Here is a 23,413-nt window from a genome sequence, read left to right as displayed (position 1 = left end):
GGGGGCCGGGCGTGCGGGTCAGCCGAGGAGCGCGGCGAGTTCGACGTGCTCCATGCCGTGGGCCTCGGCGACCTCGGCGTACGCGACCCGGCCGTGGTGCACGTTGAGCCCCTTGGCGAGGGCCGGGTCGCGGCGCAGCGCCTCGACCCAGCCCCGGTCGGCCAGTTCCACGATGTAGGGGAGGGTGGCGTTGGTGAGGGCGTGGGTGGAGGTGTTGGGGACGACGCCGGGCATGTTGGCGACGCAGTAGAACACCGAGTCGTGGACGGGGAAGGTCGGTTCCGCGTGGGTGGTGGGGCGCGAGTCCTCGAAGCAGCCGCCCTGGTCGATGGCGATGTCGACAAGGACACTGCCGGGCTTCATCCGCGCCACCAACTCGTTGGAGACCAGCTTGGGCGCCTTGGCGCCCGGCACCAGCACGGCGCCGACGACGAGGTCGGCGGCGAGGCAGGCGCGCTCCAACTCGAAGGCGTTGGAGACGACGGTCTGGATGCGGGTGCCGAAGATCCGGTCCGCCTCCCTGAGCTTGGTGATGTCCTTGTCGAGGAGGGTGACATGGAAGCCCATCCCGACGGCGATCTGGGCCGCGTTCCAGCCGGAGACCCCGGCGCCGATGACGACGGCGCGGCCCGCGGGCACCCCGGGCACCCCGCCGGGCAGCACACCGCGCCCGCCCGCGGCCCGCATCAGGTGGTACGCGCCCACCTGCGGCGCGAGCCGGCCCGCGACCTCGGACATCGGGGCGAGGAGCGGCAGCGTCCTGTTGGGCAGTTCCACGGTCTCGTAAGCGATGGCGGTGGTGCCCGACTGGACGAGGGCGTCGGTGCACTCCTTCGACGCGGCCAGGTGCAGATAAGTGAAGAGGGTCTGGTCCTTGCGGAGCCTGTCGTACTCCTCGGCGATCGGCTCCTTGACCTTCAGCACCAGGTCGCTGGCGGCCCAGACCTCGTCGGCGGTACGGGCGATACGGGCGCCCGCCGCCGTGTACTCGCCGTCCGTGATGGAGGACCCGGCGCCCGCGTCCCGTTCGACGGCGACCTCGTGTCCATGGCGCGCCAGTTCATGCACCCCCGCGGGGGTGATGGCCACGCGGAACTCGTTGTTCTTGACCTCGCGGGGGATGCCGACCTTCATCGTCGATCACGGTCCTTGGCTCAGGGATTCGGGGTCCTTCGGGGCTCCAGGCATAGCGCTCCGTACCCGCACAGACGCCGCATTCGCGGCGGTCACAGCAAAATCGCGCAGGCCGGCCGCTGGACCATTCTAATGAAGGATTTCCCGGAGTCTATCCTTCCAATGTTTCATTTTCCTTCCGTGGAGCCACTGGTTTCAGAGGTAGAGGCCGCTGGCAGTGAGGCGGGCTCCGGGGAAGGATCGGGCTCCTCCGACTCCTCCGGCTCCTCCGCCACCTGCGCCTCCGCCTCGTCCGCGCCCTCGGCGCCCCGGGAGCCTTCGGCGCCTTCGACGGCCTCGGAGACATCGGGCCCCTCCGCGGCGCCCTCCGCCCCCGCACCCTCCGCCCCCGCACCGTCCGCCGCCGCAGCAGCACCCGCCGTCACGGCAGGCTCCGGGGAGCGCTCCTCCCCCAGCAGCCGGTGTGCCGCCGACCGGTGCAGCCGGGCGGCGGCGGGGTCGCCGAGCCGTTCGAAGGTGTCGGCGAGCCGCAGCCCGAGCGCCGCCTCAAGGCGGGTGTCGCCCGCGTGCCTGGCCCACTCCACCGCCTCCTCGCAGGTGCGCAGCGCGTCGGTGGGGCGGCCCGCGTACTCCTGGACCCTGGCCAGTTCCGCGAGGGCCCTGGCGTGCCCCTCCGCGTCGCCTTCCCTGCGGTGGCCCGTGGCGCAGGCCCGCCAGTGGCGCATCGCGTCCTCGTGGCGCCCCTGCTGAGTGAGCACGCCCGCGAGCCGCCCGTAGAGCCTGGCGGCGTCCGCGCGCTCCTCGCGGCCGAGGCGCTGGGAGAGCGCCCTGCCGAACCAGTCCCCCGCGCGCTGCCAGTCCCCCAGCATCTGGTGGGCGCCGCCGATGGACTCCATGGCGCGCCCGGTGGCATAGGTGTCCTGAGCGAGGCGTCCCGCCTCAAGCGCGGCCCGGTAGCGGGCGAGCGCGTCCCCGGTGCGCCCGGTGCGGGCGTCGAGGTCGGCCAGGTTGAGCAGCGCGGCGGCACGTTCCCTGTGCAGTCCGCGGCGCTCGGCGACGTCGAGGACCATCTCGTGGACGCCGTACAGCTCGGCCGCGGCCGCCTGGGTGCCGTAATGCGCGAGCAGCGCCCGTACGAGTGCCGCCATCAGCCGGCGCGCCAGCGTGTCGAGGCCGCCGTCGGCGACAGCGGCGCGCGCGGTGGCAAGGAGCGCGGGCAGGCGCAGCCGCAGCCAGCAGGCGGCGGTCGCCCTGTTGGGGAAGCGCAGGGTGCGGGGCAGTGCGGCGAGCTGGCGGCGCGCCTCTGAGCCCTCGGGCTCGGTGACGGCGCGGCAGGAGTTCAGCAGCCGTACGGTGCGCTCCAGCATGCGGGCGCGGGCGAGTTGCAGCTCGGCGGGGCGGTCCTCGGCCCCGGCGAGTTCGTCCAGCAGCGGCAGCAGGCAGTCGGGGACCTCGTACTGCGGCAGCGGGGAGGCCACGGCGCGCAGCAGCCCGAAGGCGGTGAAGTCGTCGAGGGTGGTGTGCGCGGTGGTGACCGAGCAGCCGGCCAGCGCGGAGACGGTGTGCGGGTCGGCGAGCCCGGCGGGGACGAGCGCGAGCAGTCGCAGTATCCGGGCGGCGGGGGCCGGCATGTCCGCGTACACCTGGCGGAACGCCCGGCGCAGCGGCGAGCCGACGGCGGGTTCCGCGCGCAGCCGTCTGACGAGGTCGGCCACGGACGCCTTGGGCCTGGCGGCAAGCCAGCCGCCCGCGAGCAGCAGGGCCGCGGGCTGCGCGCCGCACAGCTCGGCGAGGGTCTCGGCGGCCCTGGGGTCGCAGGTGACGCGGACGCTGCCGGTGTAGCGGGTGAGGAGTTCCACCGCGGACTTGGTGTCGAGTCCGCCGAGGGTGCAGGGGCGCACGTCCTGGATGCCGGTGAGCGGGCCGCGCGAGACGGTGACGACGAGGCAGTCGGGGGCGTCGGGCAGCAGCGCGTCGACCTGTTCCGCGTCGGCGGCGGCGTCGAGGAGGAGCAGGACCCTGCGGCCGGCGAGTGCGTCGCGCAGGGCCCCGGTGAGGTCGTCCTCGGCCGCTCCCGGCACGGCGCCGAGGTCGAGGGCGGTGAGCAGGTCGCGGGCGGTGCGGGAGAGGGGCACGGGTGTGCCGTCCGGTTCGCTCAGCCGGGCCCTGAGGACGCCGTCCGGGTAGCGGGGGGCGACCTGGCGCACGAGTTCCGCGGCGAGCGCGGAGCGTCCGGAGCCCGGCCTTCCCGCGATCAGCAGGACGCGGGCGCGCGGTGCCTTGCGGCCGGCGAGGGTGTCGAGCCCCGTGCGCGCGATGTCGGCCTTGAGTTCCTTCAACTCCCGTTCCCGGCCGATGAGCTGACGCTCTGTCGGCTCTCGGTCCCGGTCCGGTTCCTCGGGCCGGGCCGCTCTCGCGCCGTCCGAATCCGCCGCCTGATCCGTCACGGGTCACGCTCCCGTCGCACACCGTCCCGGCGGGGGTCTCACCGGGTTTCCCGAGCCTAATTGACACCCCCGCGCGGAGCCGGGAAGGCCCCGGCGGGGTGCGGGTTTCGTACTCGTTCGCACGGGTGGGGCGGCCCCGCGAGGACCGGCAGGACCGGGCCTGCCGGCAGGACAGGACCTAGGTCGTGTCGTTTGGATCTTCGTGGACCAGGGTGCGGCGTCAGATGCGGTGCATCGCAAGGCGGAGGATCGTCCTCGTACTGGGCGTACGTGGACGGTCCGACAACGCGGCGAGGTGCCGTAGCTGGCGTCGCGCCCCCGCGAAGATCCGAACGACACGGCCTAGAAGGGGCGGGCGGGCCAGGGCGCGTCGGCGGGGCGCAGCGACTCCACGGCGTTGGCGCCCCTGGCTGCGGTCAGGGCGAGGACGCCCGCGGCGAGGCAGGTGTTGTGGAGGTCGCCCGCGAGCAGGCCGCGCACCACTTCGTCGAGGGGGAGGCGGGCGTGCTCCATGTCCTGCTCCTCGTCCTCGGACGCGAAGCGTGCGCCCTCGGCCTCGGCGAGGTCGCGGGCGAGGAAGATGCGCACGGCCTCGTCGGAGCCGCCGGGGCTGGTGTAGACGTCGATGAGGACGCGCCAGTCCTCGGCCTTGACGTGGGCCTCCTCGTACAGCTCGCGCTGCGCGGCGTGGAGGGGGTTCTCGCCCGGCACGTCGAGGAGCCCCGCGGGGATCTCCCAGAGCCGGTGGCGCACCGGGTGGCGGTACTGGCGGATGAGCAGCACACGGTCCTGGTCGTCGAGGGCGAGGATGGCCACGGAGCCGGGGTGCACCTGGTAGTCGCGCCCGGCCAGGGAGCCGTCGGGCATGACCACCTCGTCGGTGCGGACGGAGGTCTTGTGACCGGTGAAGGGGGTCCTGGTGGCGCGGACGCGCCACTCGTCGGCGGTGTCCCTGATCGTCATTGCTGCCGTCCTTCCGCACACGGGGGTACAGGCGCCGACCCCGCCCGGGCGCGCCGGGCACGCCCTCGGACGCCGGTACGGAGCAGGCGAAACCGGGGCACGCTCCGCAAAGGGCGTGCCCCGGTCACCGTATCTCCCGGGGGTGGCGGCGGGTCAGGCGGCCTTGCCGGTCTTGCGCCGCACCGCGGCCGCGACCAGGCCGGCGAAAAGGGGGTGCGGGCGGGTGGGGCGGGAGCGCAGCTCGGGGTGGGCCTGGGTGGCGACGAGGTAGGGGTGGACGTCGCGGGGGTACTCGACGTACTCCACCAGCTTGCCGTCCGGCGAGAGGCCGCTGAACTGGAGGCCCGCCTTCTTCTCCAGCTCGCCGCGGTAGGCGTTGTTGACCTCGTAGCGGTGCCGGTGGCGCTCCTCCACGTACTCCCTGCCCTCGTACACCTCCCGGACGAGGGAGCCCTCGGCCAGCTTCGCCGGGTACATGCCGAGCCGCATGGTGCCGCCCATGTCGCCGTCGCCCGCGACGATGTCGAGCTGCTCGGCCATGGTGGAGATGACGGGGTGGGCGGTGCCGGAGTCGAACTCGGTGGAGTTGGCGTCGGCGATGCCGGCGAGGTCGCGGGCGGCCTCGATGACGATGCACTGGAGGCCGAGGCAGAGCCCGAGGAGCGGGATGCCGTTCTCGCGGGCGTAGCGGATGGCGCTGACCTTGCCGCTGACGCCGCGGTCGCCGAAGCCGCCGGGCACACAGACGGCGTCGACGTCGAAGAGCTGCTCCTCGGCGCCCTGGGGGGTGCGGCAGTCGTCCGAGGTGATCCACTTGATCTTGACCCGGGCTCGGTTGGCGAACCCGCCCGCGCGCAGCGCCTCGGTGACGGAGAGGTAGGCGTCGGGCAGGTCGATGTACTTGCCGACGAGGCCGACGGTGACCTCGTGGTCGGGGTTGTGCACGCGGTCGAGGAGGTCGTCCCAGACGGTCCAGTCGACGTCGCGGAACGGCAGGTCGAGCTTGCGCACGACGTACGCGTCCAGGCCCTCGGTGTGCAGCACCTTGGGGATGTCGTAGATGGACTTGGCGTCGATGGCGGCGACCACGGCCGCCTCGTCCACGTCGCACATCAGGGAGATCTTGCGCTTGATGGCGGTGGGGACCTCGCGGTCGGCGCGCAGCACGATGGCGTCGGGCTGGATGCCGATGTTGCGCAGCGCGGCGACGGAGTGCTGGGTGGGCTTGGTCTTCAGTTCGCCCGAAGGACCGATATAGGGGAGGAGGGAGATGTGGACGACGAAGACGTTGTCCCTGCCCACCTCGTGCCGCACCTGGCGGACGGTTTCGAGGAACGGCAGCGACTCGATGTCGCCCACGGTGCCGCCGACCTCGGTGATGACGACGTCCACGTCGTCGCTGGCGAGACGGCGGATGCGGTGCTTGATCTCGTTGGTGATGTGCGGGATGACCTGCACGGTGTCGCCGAGGAATTCGCCGCGCCGCTCCTTGGCAATGACCTGCGAGTACACCTGGCCGGTCGTGACGTTGGCGGAACCGTCAAGGTCGACATCGAGGAATCGCTCGTAGTGTCCGATGTCGAGGTCGGTTTCGGCGCCGTCGTTGGTGACGAACACCTCGCCGTGCTGGAAGGGGTTCATCGTGCCGGGGTCGACGTTCAGGTACGGGTCGAGCTTCTGCATGGTGACCCGGAGCCCGCGCGCCTTGAGCAGCGCGCCGAGGCTGGAGGCGGTGAGGCCCTTGCCGAGGGAGGACGCGACACCTCCGGTGACGAAGATGTGTTTTGTCATGGGGGATGTCGGCAGGCGGTTCGGCATGGCCAAGACGGGGCTCCCGTGGTCGCGGTCGGAGATGCGGAGCGGCGGCCGCTGTCGGAGAGGTGTCCGCCAGGCGCCTTCGCTGCGGCTCGGAGGGGGTGGGCCATGTGAACGACACGACCCCGGGTCCCTCCGGGTCAGTCCCGCCTGCCGCGAAGCCCGGTCCGTCAGCGGTCGGGCCTGGCTCAGCATCTGGTGCAGTCGGGTCAGATCACCGGAAAGAACACCCACCGGTCCACGGACCACCAGACTAACAGTGCCGAAAAGGGGCTGTACTCGGCCACGCTCCGCAGCCGCCCGGACACGCGTAGACGACGTCACTCCCGTGGCCGCTCCCGGTTCCCAGATGCGGCGCACGGATCGCCCAGGTGCGTCGTATGCTGCTCGGACGCTCGCAGCCGAGCAGGCCGGAAGAGGGCACCATCCCGCCCGTGGACACCGGTCTGAAGAGCCCCTCGGCAGGCGTTCTCAGCAGTGATATCGCATTGACAATCCCTTGACCGCAAAGCGGACGCCTTCCCCTGGGGGGGGGCGACGTGGCCGTTTGACTGGAGATACACGTGGCCGGGCGCATCGAGGACTACGCACTCATCGGAGACATGCAGACCGCCGCCCTGGTCTGCCGGGACGGCACCGTGGACTGGCTGTGCCTGCCCCGCTTCGACTCGCATGCCATCTTCGCGGGCCTTCTGGGCACCGAGGAGCACGGGTTCTGGCGGCTGGGGCCCGCCCACCCCGCCGATACCGAGCCCCCGTCGGCGGCGCGGCGGCGCTATCGCGGGGAGTCCCTGGTACTTGAGTCCGAGTGGGACACCCCGCGGGGCACGGTGCGGGTGACCGATTTCATGCCCCCGCGGGACGGGGCACCGCAGTTGGTGCGCGTCGTGGAGGGGGTCAGCGGCCGGGTGCCGATGCGCTCCGCGCTGCGGATGCGCTTCTCGTACGGGCGCGTGGTGCCGTGGGTGCGCCGGATCGACGGCCGTACGGTCGCCGTGGCGGGGCCCGACTCGGTCTGGCTCGACACGCCGGTGGGCACGTACGGCAAGAACCTGACGACCTACGCGGACTTCACCGTGGCACCCGGTGACAAGGTGGCGTTCACCCTGTCCTGGGAGCCGTCGCACAAGGCGCCGCCCGCGCTGCCGGAGCCGTACGCCGCCCTGGAGGCCACCGAGGACTTCTGGCGCGAGTGGGTGGCGCAGTGCACGTACCACGGTCCCTACCGGGAGGCGGTGGTCCGCTCGCTGATCACGCTGAAGGCGCTGACGTACGCGCCGACCGGCGGCATCGTCGCGGCCCCCACCACCTCGCTGCCTGAGCACATCGGCGGCGTGCGCAACTGGGACTACCGCTACACCTGGCTGCGGGACGCGGCGATCACGCTGTCGTCGCTGCTGCGCACCGGGTACCGCGAGGAGGCGAGGGCCTGGCGCGAGTGGCTGCTGCGGGCGGTCGCGGGCGACCCGGAGAACCTCCAGATCATGTACGGCATCGCGGGCGAGCGCGAGTTGGGCGAGGCGGAGCTGGACTGGCTGCCCGGCTACGAGGAGTCGCAGCCGGTGCGGGTCGGCAACAACGCGGCGCAGCAGCTCCAGCTCGACGTGTACGGCGAGGTCACCGAGGCGCTGCACCTGGCGCACATGACCGGGTTGGCACGCAGTGACTATGCGGCGCTGTTGCAGTTGAAGCTGATCCGTTATCTGGAGGACCACTGGGACGAGCCCGACGAGGGCATCTGGGAGGTGCGCGGGCCCCGGCGGCACTTCGTGCACTCGAAGGTGATGGCCTGGGTGGCGGTGGACCGCACGATCAAGCTGATCGAGTCGGGTGAGGCGGACGGCCCGCTGGAGAAGTGGCGGGCGCTGCGCGACGACATCCACCACGATGTGTGCGAGCGCGGCTACGACAAGGAGCGCAACACCTTCACCCAGTCCTACGGGTCGAAGGAGCTGGACGCCTCGCTGCTGCTCATCCCGCAGATGGGCTTCCTGCCGCCGGACGACAAGCGGGTGATCGGCACCATCGAGGCCATCCAGCGGGAGCTGTCGACGCCGGACGGCTTCATCCTGCGCTACCCGACGACCGGGGACGACGCGGGTGACGAGGGGGTGGACGGGCTCGCCGGCGCCGAGGGCGCCTTCCTCGCCTGCTCGTTCTGGCTCGCGGACGACCTGGCGATGATCGGCAGGGTGGAGGAGGCCCGCAAGCTCTTCGAGAAGCTGCTGGCGCTCCGCAACGACCTGGGGCTGCTCGCGGAGGAGTGGGACCCGGTGAACAAGCGCCAGATCGGGAACTTCCCGCAGGCGTTCAGCCATGTGCCCCTCATCGACACCGCGCTGCGCCTGACGGCGTGCGGGGCGTACGGGGGCTGAGGCAAGGGCCCGCCCGGGTGTTCGGGCGGGTTCCCTTTCGAGGGATCTCGCGGTGTCGAGGTCCCCTTTTTCATGGGCGCTTTGCCAGCTCTTTTCCGCTTTGTGTCTTTGGTGTTTCCGTAGGTTTTCCGCTGGTTTTCGCCGTTTTCCGGCCAGCTTCTCCGTTTCGTCCCAGGCCGAAAAACGTTCCCTCTCCGGGGGGTGCTTCCGGGGCCGGGCTCGGGGGTCAGGGGCGGTCCGGGGGCAGGGTTCAGGCGAGCGCGGGCGCGGGTCCTGTGAGTTCGTCGTAGACGCTGAGGGTCTGGGCGACGGTCTCGTCCTCGGTCGGCCAGGTCGCGGCGCGCTCGGCGCCGAGGTCCTTGAGCGCCTCGCGCCGCGCCGGATCGGCGAGCAGCCGTACGACGGCGCGGCCGAGGGCGCGCGCGTCGCCGTCGGGGAAGAACTGGGCGGCCTGGCCGACGAGCGCCGCGGTGCAGCCCGAGTCGGCGGCGACGAGCGGCACGCGCGCGTGCAGCGCCTGGTGGGCGAGGACGGGGCGGGCGGCGGCGCCGCCCTGGGCGATGGCGATGTCGGCGGCGGCCAGCAGGTCGGGCAGGTCGTCGCGCTCGCCGAGCAGCCGCACCGGCAGCCGCTCCCGGTGGATGCGGCGCTGGAGGCTGCCGTGCAGCGGTCCCTCGCCGACGACGACCAGCAGCGGCTCGGGGTCGAAGCCGCGCCAGCTACGGGCCGCGTCGAGCAGCACGTCCATGCCCTGGCGCGGCCGCAGCGCGCCGACCGCGAGCAGCAGCGGGCGGCCCATGGCGCCGAGTTCGGCGCGTGCCTTGCCGCCGGGGTCGTCCGGGTCGGTGTCCCGGCGCGGGTGCGGTGACCTGGCGACGACGAGGGCGACCGCGGCGAGCCTGGCGTCCCTCGCGCCGCGCCGCCGCGCGGTGGCCACGGCGTCGGGGTCCGCGCCCAACACCACGGACGCGGCGCGTGCGGCGCGCCGCTCCAGCATCCGCCGCAGCCGCCCCCGCGAGCCCTCGGGCTCGGCGGTGCCCGTGACGAGAGGCGGCGGCCAGGTCACCACGAGGGGGGTGGCGCGCCCGGTGAGGGCGAGGGCGCTGCGCAGCGCGGCCTGCAACCCGTGCGCGTGCACCACGTCGGCGTCGCGGCAGGCGGCCCGCAGGGCGGCGACGCTCACCGGGCCGCGGTGCCAGGGCAGCGGCAGATGCCTGGCCCCGGCCTCGGTGTAACGGTGGAGGCGTTCGGCCTCGGGCGGGGCGCACACCAGCACCCGCACGCCCCTGGCGACAAGCCCCGCGGCCAGCGGGCGCACCAGGCCCGCGCCGCGCCCGCCGACCACCTGCACGGCGCGCAGCGACGCGTGGCCGTGCGGTGCGTGGCTGCTCACGGGGCCGGGCTCCTGGTTCGGCGGGGGGACGGTCTTACGGGGACGCGGCGCGGGGGCGCCGGACGGTTCTCGACCACCGGAGGCGGGGGCGGACGGCGGGGGCGGGGCGGCGTGCGGCACGGCGCGTCCCCTTTCGCTCCCGGCCGCTCTCGAACACGGCACCCCTATTTTGGTACAGGGCCAAGGATGCCACTGCGCACGGTTGTTGTGTCCTCGCTCTGGCGCTCGCCCCTGGCGATACGGGTGTTCACCGTCACACAGTCGTCAGAAGATCGGCCGGATATCACCCACACGAGCGATATCAGCGGAGGGAACTAGTCCGATCGGGCGCCCGGACCCGTCCCCTTGGGGCATGCCCGAGGGGTCAGGTGGGCGGGTGGGTGTGCGTCAGATGTCCGCACGGGCGGCGGCGAGAAGTTCCTCGGCGTGGGCGCGCGCGGTCTGCGAGTCGTCCTGGCCCGCGAGCATGCGCGACAGCTCCCTGACGCGGTCCTCGCCCTCCAGGGTCTTCACGCCCGAGCTGGTGACCGAGCCGTCATCGGTCTTCTCGACGAGCAGTTGGCGGTCGGCGAAGGCGGCCACCTGGGGCAGGTGGGTGACCACGACGACCTGCGCGGTCTTCGCGAGCCTGGCGAGCCGTCTGCCGATCTCGACGGCGGCGCGTCCGCCGACGCCCGCGTCGACCTCGTCGAAGAGGTAGGTGGGCACCGGGTCGGTGCCCGCGAAGACGACCTCGACGGCGAGCATCACCCGGGACAGCTCGCCGCCCGACGCGCCCTTGGCGATGGGCCGCGCGGGGGCGCCCGGGTGCGGGGCGAGGAGGAGTTCGACCTCGTCGACACCGCTGGGCCCGTAGGCGAGGGTGCGGCCGTCGACCTCGATGCCGTCGGGAGCCTCCGCCTCGGTGTGCCGCAGCTCGATCGTCACGCGCGCGTGCGGCATGGCGAGGGAGGCCAGCTCCTCGGTGACGGCGGCGCCGAAGCGCTCGGCCGCCTCGGTGCGTGCCTCGGTGAGCGCCTGGGCGAAGCCGCCGAGTTCGGCGCGCAGCGCGTCGCGCTCGGCGCTCAGCTCGCCGACGCGGTCGTCGTCGCCGTCGAGTTCGGCGAGGCGGGCGGCGCCGCGCTCGGCCCAGTCGAGGACGGCGGCCAGGCCCTCGTCGGGACTGCCGTACTTGCGGACGAGCTGGGTGAGCTGAGAGCGGCGCTCCTCGACGGCGGCGAGCCGCAGCGGGTCGGCGTCGAGGTCGTCGGCGTATCCGGCCAGTTCTCCCGAGACGTCGGCGAGCAGGATGGAGATCTCCCCGAGCCGGCCCGCGAGGGCGCCGAGCGCCGGGTCGTGTCCGCGCACGGTCTCCAGGGTGCGGTGGGCGCCCGCGACGAGGGTGGTGGCGTCCACGCCCTCCGGGTCCTCGGGGTTGCCCGCGAGGGCGGCGTGCGCCGCGGCGGCGGCCGAGGCCAGCGCCTCCGCGTGGCCGAGCCGCTCGGCCTCCGCCGCCAGATCCGTGTCCTCCCCCGCGCGTGGCTCCACGCCCGCGATCTCGTCGAGCCCGAAGCGCAGCAGGTCGGCCTCCTGGGCGCGCTCCCTGGCGCGGGTGGTGATCTCGTCGAGATCCGCGGCGACGGCCCGCAGCCTGCGGTACGTGGTCGTGTACTTGGCGAGCGGCACGGTGACCGCGTCGCCCGCGTAGCGGTCGAGCGCCTGGCGCTGCCGGGTGAGCTTCAGCAGACCCTGCTGGTCGGTCTGGCCGTGCACCGCGACCAGGTCCTCGGACAGCTCGGCGAGCAGCCCCACGGGCACGGATCTGCCGCCGAGGTGGGCGCGGGAGCGGCCCTCTGCCGAGACGGTGCGGCTGATCAGCAGCGCCCCGTCGTCGAGTTCGGCGCCGGCCTCCTCGGCGCGGCCCGCGACGGGGGCGTCGGGGGGCACGCTGAGGCGCCCCTCGACGACGGCCGCCTTGGCGCCGATCCGTACCAGGGCGGCGTCGGCGCGGCCGCCGAGCAGCAGTCCGAGGCTGGTGACGACCATGGTCTTGCCCGCGCCGGTCTCGCCGGTGACGGCGGTGAACCCGGGGGACAGCTCGACCACCGCGTCGTCGATGACTCCGAGCGACCGTATCCGCATCTCCTCCAACACGCTTCCGACCATACGAGGTCGGGGGCCGCCTGTGCGACGGCCCCTGCCCCGCCGCCGCGAAAGCGCAGGTGGCGGGGGCGCCGGTAGCCAAGGTGTCACCCGCTGGAGTGGGACCGCGGCCCCCGCCGCGCCCGGATCAGACGGGCGCGCCCCGCCATCCGGCCACCGGCAGCGCGAACTTGGCGACGAGGCGGTCGGTGAAGTTGGCGTGGTGGAGCCGGGCGAGCCGTACCGGGACCGCGCCGCGGCGCACCTCGACCCGGGCGCCGGGCGGCAGTTCCATGGTGCGCCGCCCGTCGCACCACAGGACGCCCACCGGGGTGCCGGGCTGCACCTCCACGGCGAGCACCGAGTCGGGCGACGTCACCAGCGGCTTGGCGAAGAGGGCGTGGGCGCTGATCGGCACCATCAGCAGCGCCTCCACCTCGGGCCAGACCACGGGGCCCCCGGCGGAGAACGCGTAGGCGGTGGAGCCGGTGGGGGTGGCGCAGACGATGCCGTCGCAGCCGAAGCCGGTGACCGGGCGCCCGTCGACCTCCAGCACCACTTCGAGCATCCGCTCGGCGGAGTCCTTCTGCACGGCGGCCTCGTTGAGCGCCCAGTCGCGGTGCACCACGTCGCCGTTGGTGTGCACGGACACGTCGACGGTCATACGCTCCTCGACCTCGTAGGAGCGCGTCACCACCCGGTCCACGACCTTGTCCAGGTCGTCGCGCTCGGCCTCGGCGAGGAAGCCGACCCTGCCGAGGTTGACGCCCAGCATCGGCACGCCCGAGGCGCGGGCGAACTCGGCGCCGCGCAGCAGGGTGCCGTCGCCGCCGAGCACGATGAGCAGTTCACAGGAGTCCAGGGACCCCGGGGCCGCCTCGTCCACCAGGTCGACCTCGGGCGGCAGCGGCAGGTCGCTGGCCTCGGCCGCGAGCACCCGTACCCCGATGCCGCACCTGAGGAGCCCCTGCACCACCAGTTCCGCGCTGCGGATCGCCGCGGGGCGTCCGGTGTGCGCGAGAAGGAAGACTGTCCGGGATTTCGGATCGTGCGTCTGTGTCACCGCGGCCCCTCCGCCACTGCGCGTTCGATGTCGGCCGGTTCCGGCTCGGCCGCACCGGCACGCAGCCACAGAAAATACTCAACGTTGCCCGCGGGGCCAGGCAGCGGGCTCGCGGTGACGCCGAGCGCCCCGAGCCCCATGCCCCAGGCGTGCTCGGCGACGCCCCGCACCGCGTCCGCGCGCAGCCGGGGGCTGCGCACCACGCCGCCGCTGCCGAGGCGCTCCCTGCCGACCTCGAACTGCGGCTTGACCATCAGCACCAGGTCGGCCCCGGGGCTCGCGCACCGTACGAGCGCGGGCAGTACCAGGGCGAGCGGGATGAACGACAGGTCGCCGACGACGAGGTCCACCGGCTCGCCGACCTGTTCGAGGGTCAGCTCGCGGACGTTGGTGCGGTCCCTGACGGTGACCCTGGGATCGCTCCTGAGCGACCAGGCGAGCTGTCCGTACCCGACGTCCACGGCGACGACGTGCGCGGCGCCCGCGCGCAGCAGGACGTCGGTGAAGCCGCCGGTGGAGGCGCCTGCGTCGAGGGCGCGGCGGCCCTCGGTGACGAGCCCGCGCGGGGTGAAGGCGGCGAGCGCCCCGGCCAGCTTGTGGCCGCCGCGGGAGACGTACCCGGGGTCGTTCTCGTCGGCCGCGACGACGACGGCGGCGCCGGTCTCCACCATGGTGGCCGACTTGGTCGCGGTGAGCCCGCCGACCCGGACGCGCCCCTCCGCGATCAGTGTGCCCGCGTGGTCGCGGGAGCGTGCCAGGCCCCTGCGCACCAGTTCGGCGTCGAGGCGGCTGCGTGCCACTCCTGCCACGTTCTCTTCAGCTCCTGGTGTGGTCGTGGGGTGCGGGCGCGGGGGGTCTCGGGCCCGGCGGGGCGTCCAGCGCGGTGAGGGTGTCCCGCAGGGCGCGGTGGACGTCCTCGTACACCTCCAGGTGCCCGTCGGTGGCGAGCAGGTCGGTGTCGGCGAGCCGGGCGAGCCGCGCGTCCACCTCGGCATTCCCGGTGGGCGAGCGCGGCACACCCAGCGCCTCGGGCCCGGCGGGACCGGGGTGCGGCCCGGCGGCGTCGGGGCCGTCCCGCTCGTCGGCTTCCTCGGGGGCGTCCTGGTGGGCGCCGGTCCGCCCGGGGGCGTCGGGTGCGTGGCCTTCCGGCGCGGGCGGGCCCGGGTCGGTGTCCCGGCCGTCCGCGGCGTTCTCCGGCCCTGGGGGCGGCGGGGGTACGGGCCGCTGCGGCGCGGGGCGCGGCGGCCAGGGTGCGGGCCGGCCGGCGGGGAGGTCGTTCATGGCCCCGACGCTACCCCGAAGGGGTGGGGTACCGTCGCTGCCGATGGCGACGATTCAGGAGTGCCGTGCGGCACTCGACAGGCTCTCGCGGCGGATGGCGGCCCCGGCGGGCGGGGTGCCGGGCACCGCGGGCCTCGACCGCTCCCTGAGCTGCCACGTCACGGACCTCGACACGACGTTCACGGGCCGGCTGCGGGACGGCAGTATCGAGGTCGAGGACACGGTCGGGGGCGCCCCGTCCCGGCGGGCGCAGATCCGGATCGCCGCGACCGGGGACGACCTGGTGGCGATGGTCGACGGCGAACTGAACTTCGCCCGCGCCTGGGGCTCGGGCCGGGTCCGCCTGGAGGCGGGCGTACGGGACCTGCTGCGGCTGCGCAAACTGCTCTGACCCCGGCGCGGAGCACACCCCCCGCACGGCCCCGGCCGGGGCGGGCCGGCGGGGTATGGGCCACCGGCGGACAGGGTCTCCGGCGCAATCGCCCGGACCACGATCGGCCCGGACCACGATCGCCCGGACCCCGGCCGCCCGGACCCCGTGTCACTTCCCGCCGCGCGCCTTCGGCCTGCGGGCCGCGGGTACCACCAGCGGCGTACCGGTCTCGGGGTCCTCGATGACCTGGCAGGCGAGCCCGAACACGTCGTCGACCAGCTTCGCGGTGACGATGTCGGAGGGGGCGCCCTCGGCCACCACGCGCCCGTCGCGCAGCGCCACGAGGTGGGTGGCGTAGCGGGCGGCGTGGTTGAGGTCGTGCAGCACCGCGACCAGCGTCCTGCCCTGCTCCTCGTGGAGTTCCGCACACAGGTCGAGCACGTCGATCTGGTGCTGGATGTCCAGGTAGGTGGTGGGCTCGTCGAGGAGGAGCAGCGGGGTCTGCTGCGCAAGCGCCATGGCGATCCACACCCGCTGCCGCTGCCCTCCGGACAGCTCGTCGACGTAGCGGTCGGCGAGTTCCGCGATGCCGGTGGACTCCATGGACTCCCGTACGACGCGCTCGTCCTCGGACGACCACTGCCGCAGCAGCCCCTGGTGCGGGTACCTGCCGCGGGCCACGAGGTCGCCGACGGTGATGCCGTCGGGCGCGATGGACGTCTGCGGCAGCAGCCCGAGGGTCCTGGCGACCTTCTTCGCGGGCAGCGAGTGGATGGCCTGCCCGTCGAGGAGGACCGTGCCCCGGTGCGGCCTGAGCATCCGGGACAGGGCGCGCAGCAGGGTGGACTTGCCGCAGGCGTTGGGTCCCACGATGACGGTGAAGGAGCGGTCGGGTATCTCCACGGAGAGGTTCTCCGCGATGACGCGCTGGTCGTATCCGAGGGTGACGCCGTCCGCGACGAGCCGGTTGCCCTCCCGGGCCCCGGGCGCGGGCGCCGCCGCGCCGTCCCGTGGGCTGCGGTCCTCGACCACGCTCATCCCTTCTCCGGTTCCCGCGCCGACCGTCATGCCGGGCCCTCCTTCGCTCCGCTCGCGCCTGTGGTCGTCTCGTTCGTGTGCGCACCGGGTCCCTGGCGGGCTCCGGCGGCTGCCCCCGGGGTCATATCCGCCCCGCCCTGCGCTCGGTGACCAGCAGCCACAGCAGGTAGACCCCGCCGAGGACACCGGTGAGCACGCCGACGGGGAGCTGGTCGGCGCCGAAGACGCGCTGGGAGGCCCAGTCGGCGCCGATCAACAGGGCCGCGCCCATGCAGAGCGCGGGCAGCAGGTTGGGCCCCGGCGAGCGGGTGAGCCGCCTGGCGAGCTGCGGCGCGGTCAGCGCCACGAACGCCACGGGGCCCGCCGCCGCGGTGGCCGCTGCGGCCAGCAGCACGCCGGTCAGCAGCAGCGTCATCCTGGTCCGCTCCACCCGCACCCCGAGCGCGTACGCGGTGTCGTCGCCCATCTCCAGCATCCGCAGCGCCCGGGCGTGGAACAGCGCCACGGGCACCAGCACCCCGCACACCACGAGCAGCGGCCAGACCTGGGCCCAGTCCCGCCCGTCGAGCGACCCGGTCATCCACACCACGGCGCGCGCCGCGTCGACCAGGTCGGCCTTGGTGAGGAGGTAGCCGTTGACCGCCGTCATGATGGCGGAGACGCCGATGCCGACGAGCACGAGGCGGTAGCCGTGCACCCCACGCTTCCACGCGAGCAGGTACATGGCGGCGCCGGTGGCGAGACCGCCCACGAGCGCCCCGAGGGCGACCTCCACCGCGCTGCCGGAGACGAGCACGATCACCACCAGCGCCCCGGCGGTGGAGCCCTGTCCGATGCCCAGGATGTCGGGGCTGCCCAGCGGGTTGCGCGCGACGGCCTGGAACAGCGCCCCCGAGAGCCCGAGCGCGGACCCCACGAGGAGGCCCACGAGGACCCTGGGCAGCCGCAGTTCGTTGATGATGAACTCCTGGCCCGGGTCGCCGTCGCCGACGAGCGAGCGCAGCACCCCGGAGACCGGGATGGGGAAGTCCCCCGTGCCGATCAGTACGACGCCCGCGGCCAGCGCGATCAGCACCAGCAGCACCACGACCACGAGGGCCCGGGTGTCGAAGCGCAGCGAGAGCCCGCCCCGCGTCCTTACCGCCCTCACAGTTGTGCCACCCTCCGCCTGCGGACCAGGTAGATGAAGACGGGGCCTCCGAGGACCGCGGTGACGATGCCCACCTGGATCTCGGCGGGCCGGGCGATCAGCCGCCCGATGACGTCGGCGCCCAGCAGCAGCACCGGCGACGCCAGCGTCGCGTACGGGAGAATCCACCGCAGGTCGGGCCCGGTGAAGGACCGTACGACATGGGGCACCATCAGCCCGACAAAGACGATGGGCCCGCACGCGGCGGTCGCGGCCCCGCACAGCAGCGTCGCGGACAGCATCGAGAGGAACCGGGTGCGGCCGAGCCCGGCGCCGAGCGCCCTGGCGGTGTCGTCGCCCATGGCCACCGCGTTCAGCGGCCTGGCGAGGCCGAGCGCGATGACGGCGCCGACACCGAGGAACGGCAGCACCTGGAGGATGGTGTGGTTGTTGGCGGAGGCGAGCGATCCCACGGTCCAGAAGCGCATCGTGCCCAGGGCCTGGCTGTCGGAGAGCATCACGGCCTGGAGGTAGCCGGACAGCGCCGCGGAGAGCGCCGTCCCGGCGAGCGCGAGCCGCACCGGGGTGGCGCCCCTGCTGCCGCCGAGCGCGTACACCAGCACCCCGACCACGGCGGCGCCGACGAAGGCGAACCATACGTAGCCCGCCAGCGAGGTGACCCCGAGGAAGGTGATGGCGGTGACCACGGCGGCCGACGCACCCGCGTTGATGCCGAGCAGCCCGGGGTCGGCCAGCGGGTTGCGGGTCAGCGCCTGGAGCACCGCGCCCGCGAGGCCGAGCGCGGCCCCGGCGAGCAGCCCCAGCAGGGTCCTGGACAGGCGCTGCCCGACGACGACGTCGGCGTAGGTGCCGGTGTCGTGGAACAGGCCGTGCCACACCTGCCCCAGGGAGAGCTGCTTGGCGCCGATCGCGATGCTCGCCGCCGCGACGAGCGCCAGGATCACCACGGTGACGAGGAGCCCGAGACCGCGCACCGCACGCCGCCGGGGCGGGGCGGGCGCCGCGGCGGCGCGCTTTTCTGGGGGACTGTCGACCAACACAGAGGTTAGGTTAACCTAACCGTCCCTCCGCGCCGCCACTCCCCTGGCCTTGCCTCACCCCCCGGGGGCCGCCCCGCGTGCGGTCAGCGACCCAGGCGGGCCAGCGCCTTGCCGGGGTCGAGGGCGCACCCGCCGTCCCCCGCGGCGGTCCAGGCCGCCGCGCACAGCGCGCGCAGCCCGTCGACGGCCGCGCCGTCGCCGTCGAGCGCCAACTCCTCGCGCCCGGCCGCGGCCCGCCAGCCGCCGCAGCGGAACTCGCCGTCGCCCGACTCCACTTCGGGCTGCCCGGTGAGCAGCCCGCGCAGGTCCTCGTCGACGTACGTGGGCCGGTGCTCGGGCGGCGCGGCCAGCAGCCCGGCGGCGTCCGTGACGCCGGTCAGCACGAGCAGGGAGTCGACCCCGCCGTTGAAGGCGCCCTCGATGTCGGTGTCGAGGCGGTCGCCGACGACCAGGGGCCGCTTCGCCCCGGTCCGCAGGATGGTCTCCCGGTGCATCGGCGGCAGCGGCTTGCCCGCGACCCGGGGCTCCGCGCCGGTCGCGATCCGTACGACCTCGACCGCCGCCCCGTTGCCCGGGGCGATGCCGCGCCCGCTCGGGATGGTCAGATCCGTGTTCGACGCGAACCAGGGCACTCCCCTGGCCACCGCGTAGCACGCCTCGGCGAACCGGCCCCAGGCCAGGTCGGGGCCGCCGTATCCCTGGACGACGGCGTCCGGTTCGTCGTCGGCGGACTCGACGGGGCGCAGTCCGCGCTCGCGCAGCGCCGCGCGCAGCCCCTCGCCGCCGACGACGAGGACCCGCGCCCCGTCGGGGAACGCGTCGGAGATCAGTCGCGCCACCGCCTGCGCCGAGGTGACGACGTCGTCGCCGGCCGCGGGAATCCCCAGCTCCGTCAGGTGCGCGGCGACGGCGTCCGGTGTGCGCAGCGCGTTGTTCGTGACGTACGCGAGCCGCATGCCCGCGCCGCGCGCGCGGTCGAGGGACTCCACCGCGTGCGCGATCGCCGCGCCGCCCGCGTAGACCACCCCGTCCAGGTCGAGCAGCGCCGTGTCGTAGGCCCGGTGCAGCTCCCGGGGGCTGGCGCCGGGCCGCGTCCTGACGGTCTGGCTCATCGCAGATCGCTCCTTGGTCGGGGACTTGGTCGGGAAGCAGTGCCCCGATCATCCCGCATCGGCACCACTGCACCGATACCGACCGTGCACATACGATGCCGCAATGAACAGCGCCGGTTCCAGCGAGGGTACGCCTGCGATTCCACCGCGCGGCGGCCTGGATCTCGTTCCCTTCAAAGGCGTGCGCTATGTGCCCGCGCGCGTCGGCAGCCTCTCGGCGGTCATGTCGCCGCCGTACGACGTCGTGGTGCGCCCCGACGGCCAGGACCATCTGGAGTCGGCCGACCCGCACAACGTGGTCCGGCTGATCCTGCCCAGGGCGCCGTCGCCGTCGACCGGCCCGAAGCAGGCCGCGGCGACCCTCGACGGCTGGCTCGCGCAGGGCGTGCTCGCCGTCGACCCCGAGCCCGGCCTGTATGTGTACGAGCAGCGCGGCGACGGCCTTGTGCAGCGCGGTGTGATCGGGGCGCTGCGGCTGACCCCGCCGCGGGAGGGCGTGGTGCTGCCGCACGAGGACGTCATGCCGGGGGTGGTGGCCGAGCGCGCCGAGCTGATGCGTGCCACCGCCGCCAATCCGGAGCCGCTGCTGCTGACCTACCGCGGCGACGGCTCGGTGACGGGAACGGCCGCGGTGGTGGAGCGGGCGGCGGCCACCGAGCCGCTGCTGTCGACGGTCACCGAGGACGGCTTCCTGCACCGGCTGTGGGCGGTCACGGACCCGGCGCGGATCGCGGAGGTCCGCGCGGACCTGGCACGCCACCAGGCCCTCATCGCCGACGGCCACCACCGCTGGGCCACGTATCTGAATCTACGCGCGGAGCAACTAGCTCCCGGCCCCTGGGACTTCGGTCTCGTGCTGCTGGTGGACACGGCCCGCCATCCGCTGCGGGTCCGCGCGATCCACCGGGTGCTGCACCGCCTTCCGGTACGGGACGCGCTGGCGGCGGCGGCCGGTCTCTTCCGGGTGCGCCGGGTGGCGGGGCCGCTGGAGGACGCCCTCGCGGAGCTGGCCGGGGCGGCGGCGGAGGGCAACGCGTTCCTGCTCGCGGGCGACGGGTCGTTCCATCTGCTGGACCGCCCGGAGCCCGCCCTGCTGGCGCGGACGGTGCCCGCCGACCGCCCGGAGCGCTGGCGCTCCCTGGACGCGACGGTGCTCCACGAGACGCTGCTCGACGGCGTCTGGCGGGTACGGGACGCCCCGGAGGACGTCGCCTACATCCATGACGCCCCGGCAGCGGTGGCGAAGGCGGAGCGGGAGAACGGCACGGCGGTGCTGCTGCACCCGGTCCACGAGGACGCGGTACGCGAACTGGCGCGGCGGGGCGTGATGATGCCGCGCAAGTCCACGTCGTTCGGCCCGAAACCGGCCACGGGGCTCGTCCTGCGGAGCCTCAGGGTGTGAGGCGGGCGGGGCGTGCGGCGGGGCCGGTTCCGGGGGGCCGAGCCGGGCTCGGCGGTGGTGGGGCTAGGCGGGGCTCTGACCGGGGTCGCGGCCGGTGTCGGGGTCGGTGTCGGTGGCGGCGCCCGAGGGCTCGTCGGTGTCGGGAGCGTCGTCGGCGCCCGGCTCGTCCGTCACCTCGTCGGCGCTGTTGATGTCGTCGATGTCGTCGGTGGGGTCGGTGTCGTCGGTGAGGGGGGCGACGGGGTCGAGATCCTGGATGGCGTCGAAGGTGGCGACGGCCAGTTCCTGTTCGGCGTCGAGGGCGTCGGTGAACTCGACGCCGTCCAGCTCCGCGAGCCGGTCGGAGGCGTCGGTGGCGCCGTCCTTGTCGGCTTCCACGGCCTTGGCGAACCAGTCGCGTGCCTCGTCGGTGCGCTCGGCCGCGAGCAGCGCGTCCGCGTAGGCGTACCGCAGCCGCGCGGTCCACGGGTGGATCGAGCCCGAGGCCAGCTCGGGGCTCTGGAGCGTGACGATGGCGGCGTCGAACTGCCCCAGGTCGCGCCTGGCTCCTGCGGCGACGAGCCGCATCTCGACCTGGCCGGCCTTGTCGAGCTTGTTCACCTCGGGGGCCCCTGCCATGTCGAGCGCCTTCTCTGGGCGTCCGAGCCCGCGCTCGCAGTCGGCCATCACGGGCCACAGCTCGGCGTGCCCGGTCATCCTGCGGGCCGCCCTGAACTCGGCGAGCGCCTCGCCGTAGAGCTGGTTGGCGTACGCGGCGAACCCGGCGGACTCGCGCACCGCGGCCACCCTCGATGCGAGCCGCAGCGCCACCTTGGCGTACTCGTGGGCGCGCTGGGGCTCCTCGTCGAGCAGGCGGGCGACCATCACCAGGTTCTTCGCCACGTCGTCGGCGAGCGTCTTGGGCAGGCTGTGCAGCTCCTGCCGCACGTCCTTGTCGATCTCGTCGCCCGTGACGTCCTCGGGGATGGGCAGCCGCCTGATGGGCTCCCGGTCCCGGTCGCGCTCGTCGCGGAAGCGCCCGCCGCCCCGGCGGTCGTCACCGCGCCGGTCGTCGCGGCCCCGGAAACCACCGGTCCGCCCGCGTCCGCCGTCCCACCGGTCGTCGCGGCGCGGGCCCCTGCCGGGCCGGTCGCGGTCGTCGCGGCCGCGGTAGCCGCCGCCGGGCCGGGTGTCGCCACGGTGCTCGTCGCGCCGGAACGCGGGCCGCTCACCGCCGCCCCTCTCACCCTCGCGGCGCGGCCCACCACGGTCGTCACGGCGGTACGGCGCCCTGTCACCGTCCCTGCGGAAACCACCACCGGCCCTGTCACCACGGTCGTCGCGGCGATACGGGGGCCGGTCGCCGCCACCGCGGTAACCACCGCTGTCACGTCCCCCACCGGGCCTGTCGTCACGCCGGAACGGCGGACGCCCACCACGCCCACGCTCATCACGCTCACCGCGCCCGCCCCGATCATCACGGCCATCACGGCCGTCACGCCCACGGAAGCCACCACGGTCGTCATCGCGACGGAAACCACCGCGGTCGTCGTCACGGCGGTAGCCACCGCGGTCGTCGCGGCGGTCGTGGCTCCGGCCGCGGTCGCCCCGGTCGCCCCGGTCGCCGTAGCGGTCAGAACGGGGGCGGTCGTCGTAGCGGTCGGACCTGGGCCTGTCCCCGTAGCCGCCGGAGCGCGGCCGGTCGCCGTGGCGCCCCCGGTCCCCGCGGTCGTCGCCGCGGTCGAAGCCGCCTCGGTAGCCACCGCGGTCACTCCCCCGGTGCTCACCCCGGTCTCCGCGGCCTCCACGGTCATAGCTGCCGCCCCGCTCGTAGCGGTCACCCCGGTCGTCGCGGCGGCGGTCGTCGCGGTCCTGGCGGTCGTCGCGGCGGTACGGGGGCCGGTCGCCGCCACCGCGGTAACCACCGCTGTCACGCCCACCACCGGGCCTGTCGTCACGCCGGAACGGCGGACGCCCACCACGCCCACGCTCATCACGCTCACCGCGCCCGCCCCGGCCGTCCCGGCTGTCCCGCCCGCGGAAGCCGCCACGGTCGTCGTCACGGCGGAAACCGCCGCGGTCACCCTGGTCGCCCTGCCGGCTTCCCCTGCCGTAACCGCGGTCGCCGGAGCGGTCGTTGCGTGGGCGGTCGCCGTCCCTGCGGGGACCGCCGCGGTAGCCGCCGCGTTCACCACTGTCCCGGCGGCGCTCTCCGCGCTCCGGTCGCTCGTCGGGAGAGTTGGTGGGCATCGCTCTGGCTCCTTCTTGGGTACAGCGATCATTCTGACGCGGGCGCCCGCGTGCCGCGCCCTGGAAAACAAGCCCTGAAAATACAAAAGGACCCTCGGTCCCAGCATGCACGCCGGGACCGAGGGTCCTCCACAAATTGTTCGGCAGCGTCCTACTCTCCCACGAGGTCCCCCTCGCAGTACCATCGGCGCAATAAGGCTTAGCTTCCGGGTTCGGAATGTGACCGGGCGTTTCCCTTATGCTATGACCACCGAAACCCCATCAGTTTCCCCCTTGCGGGGGCCAGAACAGGGCAGCGAACAAGCACACTCTTCAATTAGTGACGCTGTTCAGCCAGCACAACTGTTCGTTGTCTGAGAACCAACACAGTGGACGCGAGTATCTGAGGACAAGCCCTCGGCCTATTAGTACCAGTCAACTCCACCGGTCACCCGGCTTCCATACCTGGCCTATCAACCCAGTCGTCTCCTGGGAGCC

General features: G+C 73.8%; 18 protein-coding genes and 2 rRNA genes. 4 read left to right on the top strand and 16 right to left on the bottom strand.

Features of this window, described 5'->3' with window-relative positions:
* Positions 1–18 precede the first annotated feature (18 nt).
* The 4 genes from ald to ACIBIW_RS27395 form a co-directional block, all read right to left on the bottom strand.
* On the bottom strand, positions 19–1,134 hold the full coding sequence (gene ald / locus ACIBIW_RS27410) for an alanine dehydrogenase (RefSeq protein ID WP_399339732.1): 1,116 nt from the start codon (positions 1,132–1,134) through the stop codon (positions 19–21).
* 167 nt (positions 1,135–1,301) lie between these two features.
* On the bottom strand, positions 1,302–3,581 hold the full coding sequence (locus ACIBIW_RS27405; RefSeq protein ID WP_399339731.1) for a tetratricopeptide repeat protein: 2,280 nt from the start codon (positions 3,579–3,581) through the stop codon (positions 1,302–1,304).
* A gap of 342 nt (positions 3,582–3,923) precedes the next feature.
* Positions 3,924–4,544, bottom strand: a complete 621-nt coding sequence (locus tag ACIBIW_RS27400; protein WP_399339730.1) for an NUDIX domain-containing protein — start codon at positions 4,542–4,544, stop codon at positions 3,924–3,926.
* Between the two features lie 153 nt (positions 4,545–4,697).
* On the bottom strand, positions 4,698–6,362 hold the full coding sequence (locus ACIBIW_RS27395) for a CTP synthase (RefSeq protein WP_399339935.1): 1,665 nt from the start codon (positions 6,360–6,362) through the stop codon (positions 4,698–4,700).
* 599 nt (positions 6,363–6,961) lie between these two features.
* On the opposite strand from ACIBIW_RS27395, the gene ACIBIW_RS27390 reads away from it, so the two are divergent.
* Positions 6,962–8,734 (top strand): glycoside hydrolase family 15 protein, encoded by a 1,773-nt coding sequence (locus ACIBIW_RS27390; protein WP_399339934.1) that lies wholly within the window; start codon positions 6,962–6,964, stop codon positions 8,732–8,734.
* Between the two features lie 250 nt (positions 8,735–8,984).
* Here ACIBIW_RS27390 and ACIBIW_RS27385 read toward each other — a convergent pair whose 3' ends face one another.
* The 5 genes from ACIBIW_RS27385 to ACIBIW_RS27365 form a co-directional block, all read right to left on the bottom strand.
* Entirely contained in the window at positions 8,985–10,127 is a 1,143-nt protein-coding gene (locus ACIBIW_RS27385; RefSeq protein WP_399339729.1) for a glycosyltransferase family 4 protein, read from the bottom strand.
* Positions 10,128–10,514: 387 nt separating this feature from the next.
* Positions 10,515–12,272: a DNA repair protein RecN gene (gene recN / locus ACIBIW_RS27380; RefSeq protein WP_399339728.1), complete on the bottom strand. Its 1,758-nt coding sequence runs from the start codon at positions 12,270–12,272 to the stop codon at positions 10,515–10,517.
* A 124-nt stretch (positions 12,273–12,396) separates the two neighbouring features.
* Positions 12,397–13,311: an NAD kinase gene (locus ACIBIW_RS27375; protein ID WP_399339727.1), complete on the bottom strand. Its 915-nt coding sequence runs from the start codon at positions 13,309–13,311 to the stop codon at positions 12,397–12,399.
* Positions 13,308–14,120 carry a TlyA family RNA methyltransferase gene (locus ACIBIW_RS27370; protein ID WP_399339726.1) on the bottom strand — a complete coding sequence of 271 codons (813 nt, stop codon included), beginning with the start codon at positions 14,118–14,120 and terminating at the stop codon, positions 13,308–13,310. The genes ACIBIW_RS27375 and ACIBIW_RS27370 overlap by 4 nt, the downstream gene beginning before the upstream one ends.
* Positions 14,121–14,127: 7 nt before the next feature.
* Positions 14,128–14,592: a hypothetical protein gene (locus ACIBIW_RS27365; protein ID WP_399339725.1), complete on the bottom strand. Its 465-nt coding sequence runs from the start codon at positions 14,590–14,592 to the stop codon at positions 14,128–14,130.
* A 43-nt stretch (positions 14,593–14,635) separates the two neighbouring features.
* Between ACIBIW_RS27365 and ACIBIW_RS27360 the strand changes: the two genes are divergently transcribed.
* Positions 14,636–14,983, top strand: a complete 348-nt coding sequence (locus ACIBIW_RS27360) for a sterol-binding protein (protein WP_399339724.1) — start codon at positions 14,636–14,638, stop codon at positions 14,981–14,983.
* Between the two features lie 150 nt (positions 14,984–15,133).
* Here the strand turns inward: ACIBIW_RS27360 and ACIBIW_RS27355 are convergent, their stop codons facing one another.
* The 4 genes from ACIBIW_RS27355 to ACIBIW_RS27340 all read right to left on the bottom strand — a co-directional run bounded on the left by ACIBIW_RS27355 (position 15,134) and on the right by ACIBIW_RS27340 (position 19,305).
* Positions 15,134–16,033 carry an ABC transporter ATP-binding protein gene (locus ACIBIW_RS27355; protein ID WP_399339723.1) on the bottom strand — a complete coding sequence of 300 codons (900 nt, stop codon included), beginning with the start codon at positions 16,031–16,033 and terminating at the stop codon, positions 15,134–15,136.
* 91 nt (positions 16,034–16,124) lie between these two features.
* Positions 16,125–17,153, bottom strand: a complete 1,029-nt coding sequence (locus ACIBIW_RS27350; protein ID WP_399339722.1) for a FecCD family ABC transporter permease — start codon at positions 17,151–17,153, stop codon at positions 16,125–16,127.
* Complete coding sequence (locus tag ACIBIW_RS27345) at positions 17,150–18,193, bottom strand: FecCD family ABC transporter permease (RefSeq protein ID WP_399339721.1); 1,044 nt, start codon at positions 18,191–18,193, stop codon at positions 17,150–17,152. Before ACIBIW_RS27345 ends, ACIBIW_RS27350 begins: the two co-directional genes overlap by 4 nt.
* An 83-nt stretch (positions 18,194–18,276) precedes the next feature.
* A complete protein-coding gene (locus ACIBIW_RS27340) occupies positions 18,277–19,305 on the bottom strand; it encodes an HAD-IIA family hydrolase (protein ID WP_399339720.1) in 1,029 nt (342 codons plus the stop codon).
* A gap of 103 nt (positions 19,306–19,408) precedes the next feature.
* Here ACIBIW_RS27340 and ACIBIW_RS27335 point away from each other — a divergent pair, with 103 nt between their 5' ends.
* Positions 19,409–20,707 carry a DUF1015 family protein gene (locus tag ACIBIW_RS27335; RefSeq protein WP_399339719.1) on the top strand — a complete coding sequence of 433 codons (1,299 nt, stop codon included), beginning with the start codon at positions 19,409–19,411 and terminating at the stop codon, positions 20,705–20,707.
* Positions 20,708–20,770: 63 nt separating this feature from the next.
* On the opposite strand, the gene ACIBIW_RS27330 is transcribed toward ACIBIW_RS27335, so the two are convergent.
* Positions 20,771–21,634 (bottom strand): tetratricopeptide repeat protein, encoded by an 864-nt coding sequence (locus ACIBIW_RS27330; protein ID WP_399339718.1) that lies wholly within the window; start codon positions 21,632–21,634, stop codon positions 20,771–20,773.
* On the opposite strand from ACIBIW_RS27330, the gene ACIBIW_RS27325 reads away from it, so the two are divergent.
* A complete protein-coding gene (locus ACIBIW_RS27325; protein ID WP_399339717.1) occupies positions 21,617–23,014 on the top strand; it encodes a hypothetical protein in 1,398 nt (465 codons plus the stop codon). The genes ACIBIW_RS27330 and ACIBIW_RS27325 overlap by 18 nt on opposite strands.
* A gap of 60 nt (positions 23,015–23,074) precedes the next feature.
* Here ACIBIW_RS27325 and rrf read toward each other — a convergent pair.
* Together rrf and ACIBIW_RS27315 are read right to left on the bottom strand one after the other, a co-directional pair.
* Positions 23,075–23,191 (bottom strand): 5S ribosomal RNA (gene rrf / locus ACIBIW_RS27320).
* A 129-nt stretch (positions 23,192–23,320) separates the two neighbouring features.
* Positions 23,321–23,413: ribosomal RNA gene (locus tag ACIBIW_RS27315) — 23S ribosomal RNA — on the bottom strand; the annotation flags it as partial.

The sequence above is a fragment of the Streptomyces sp. NPDC050560 genome (assembly GCF_044457285.1).
Taxonomy (GTDB): domain Bacteria; phylum Actinomycetota; class Actinomycetes; order Streptomycetales; family Streptomycetaceae; genus Streptomyces.
Note: the sequence above shows the minus strand (reverse complement) of the source record. Positions and strands in the feature narration are given on the sequence as shown.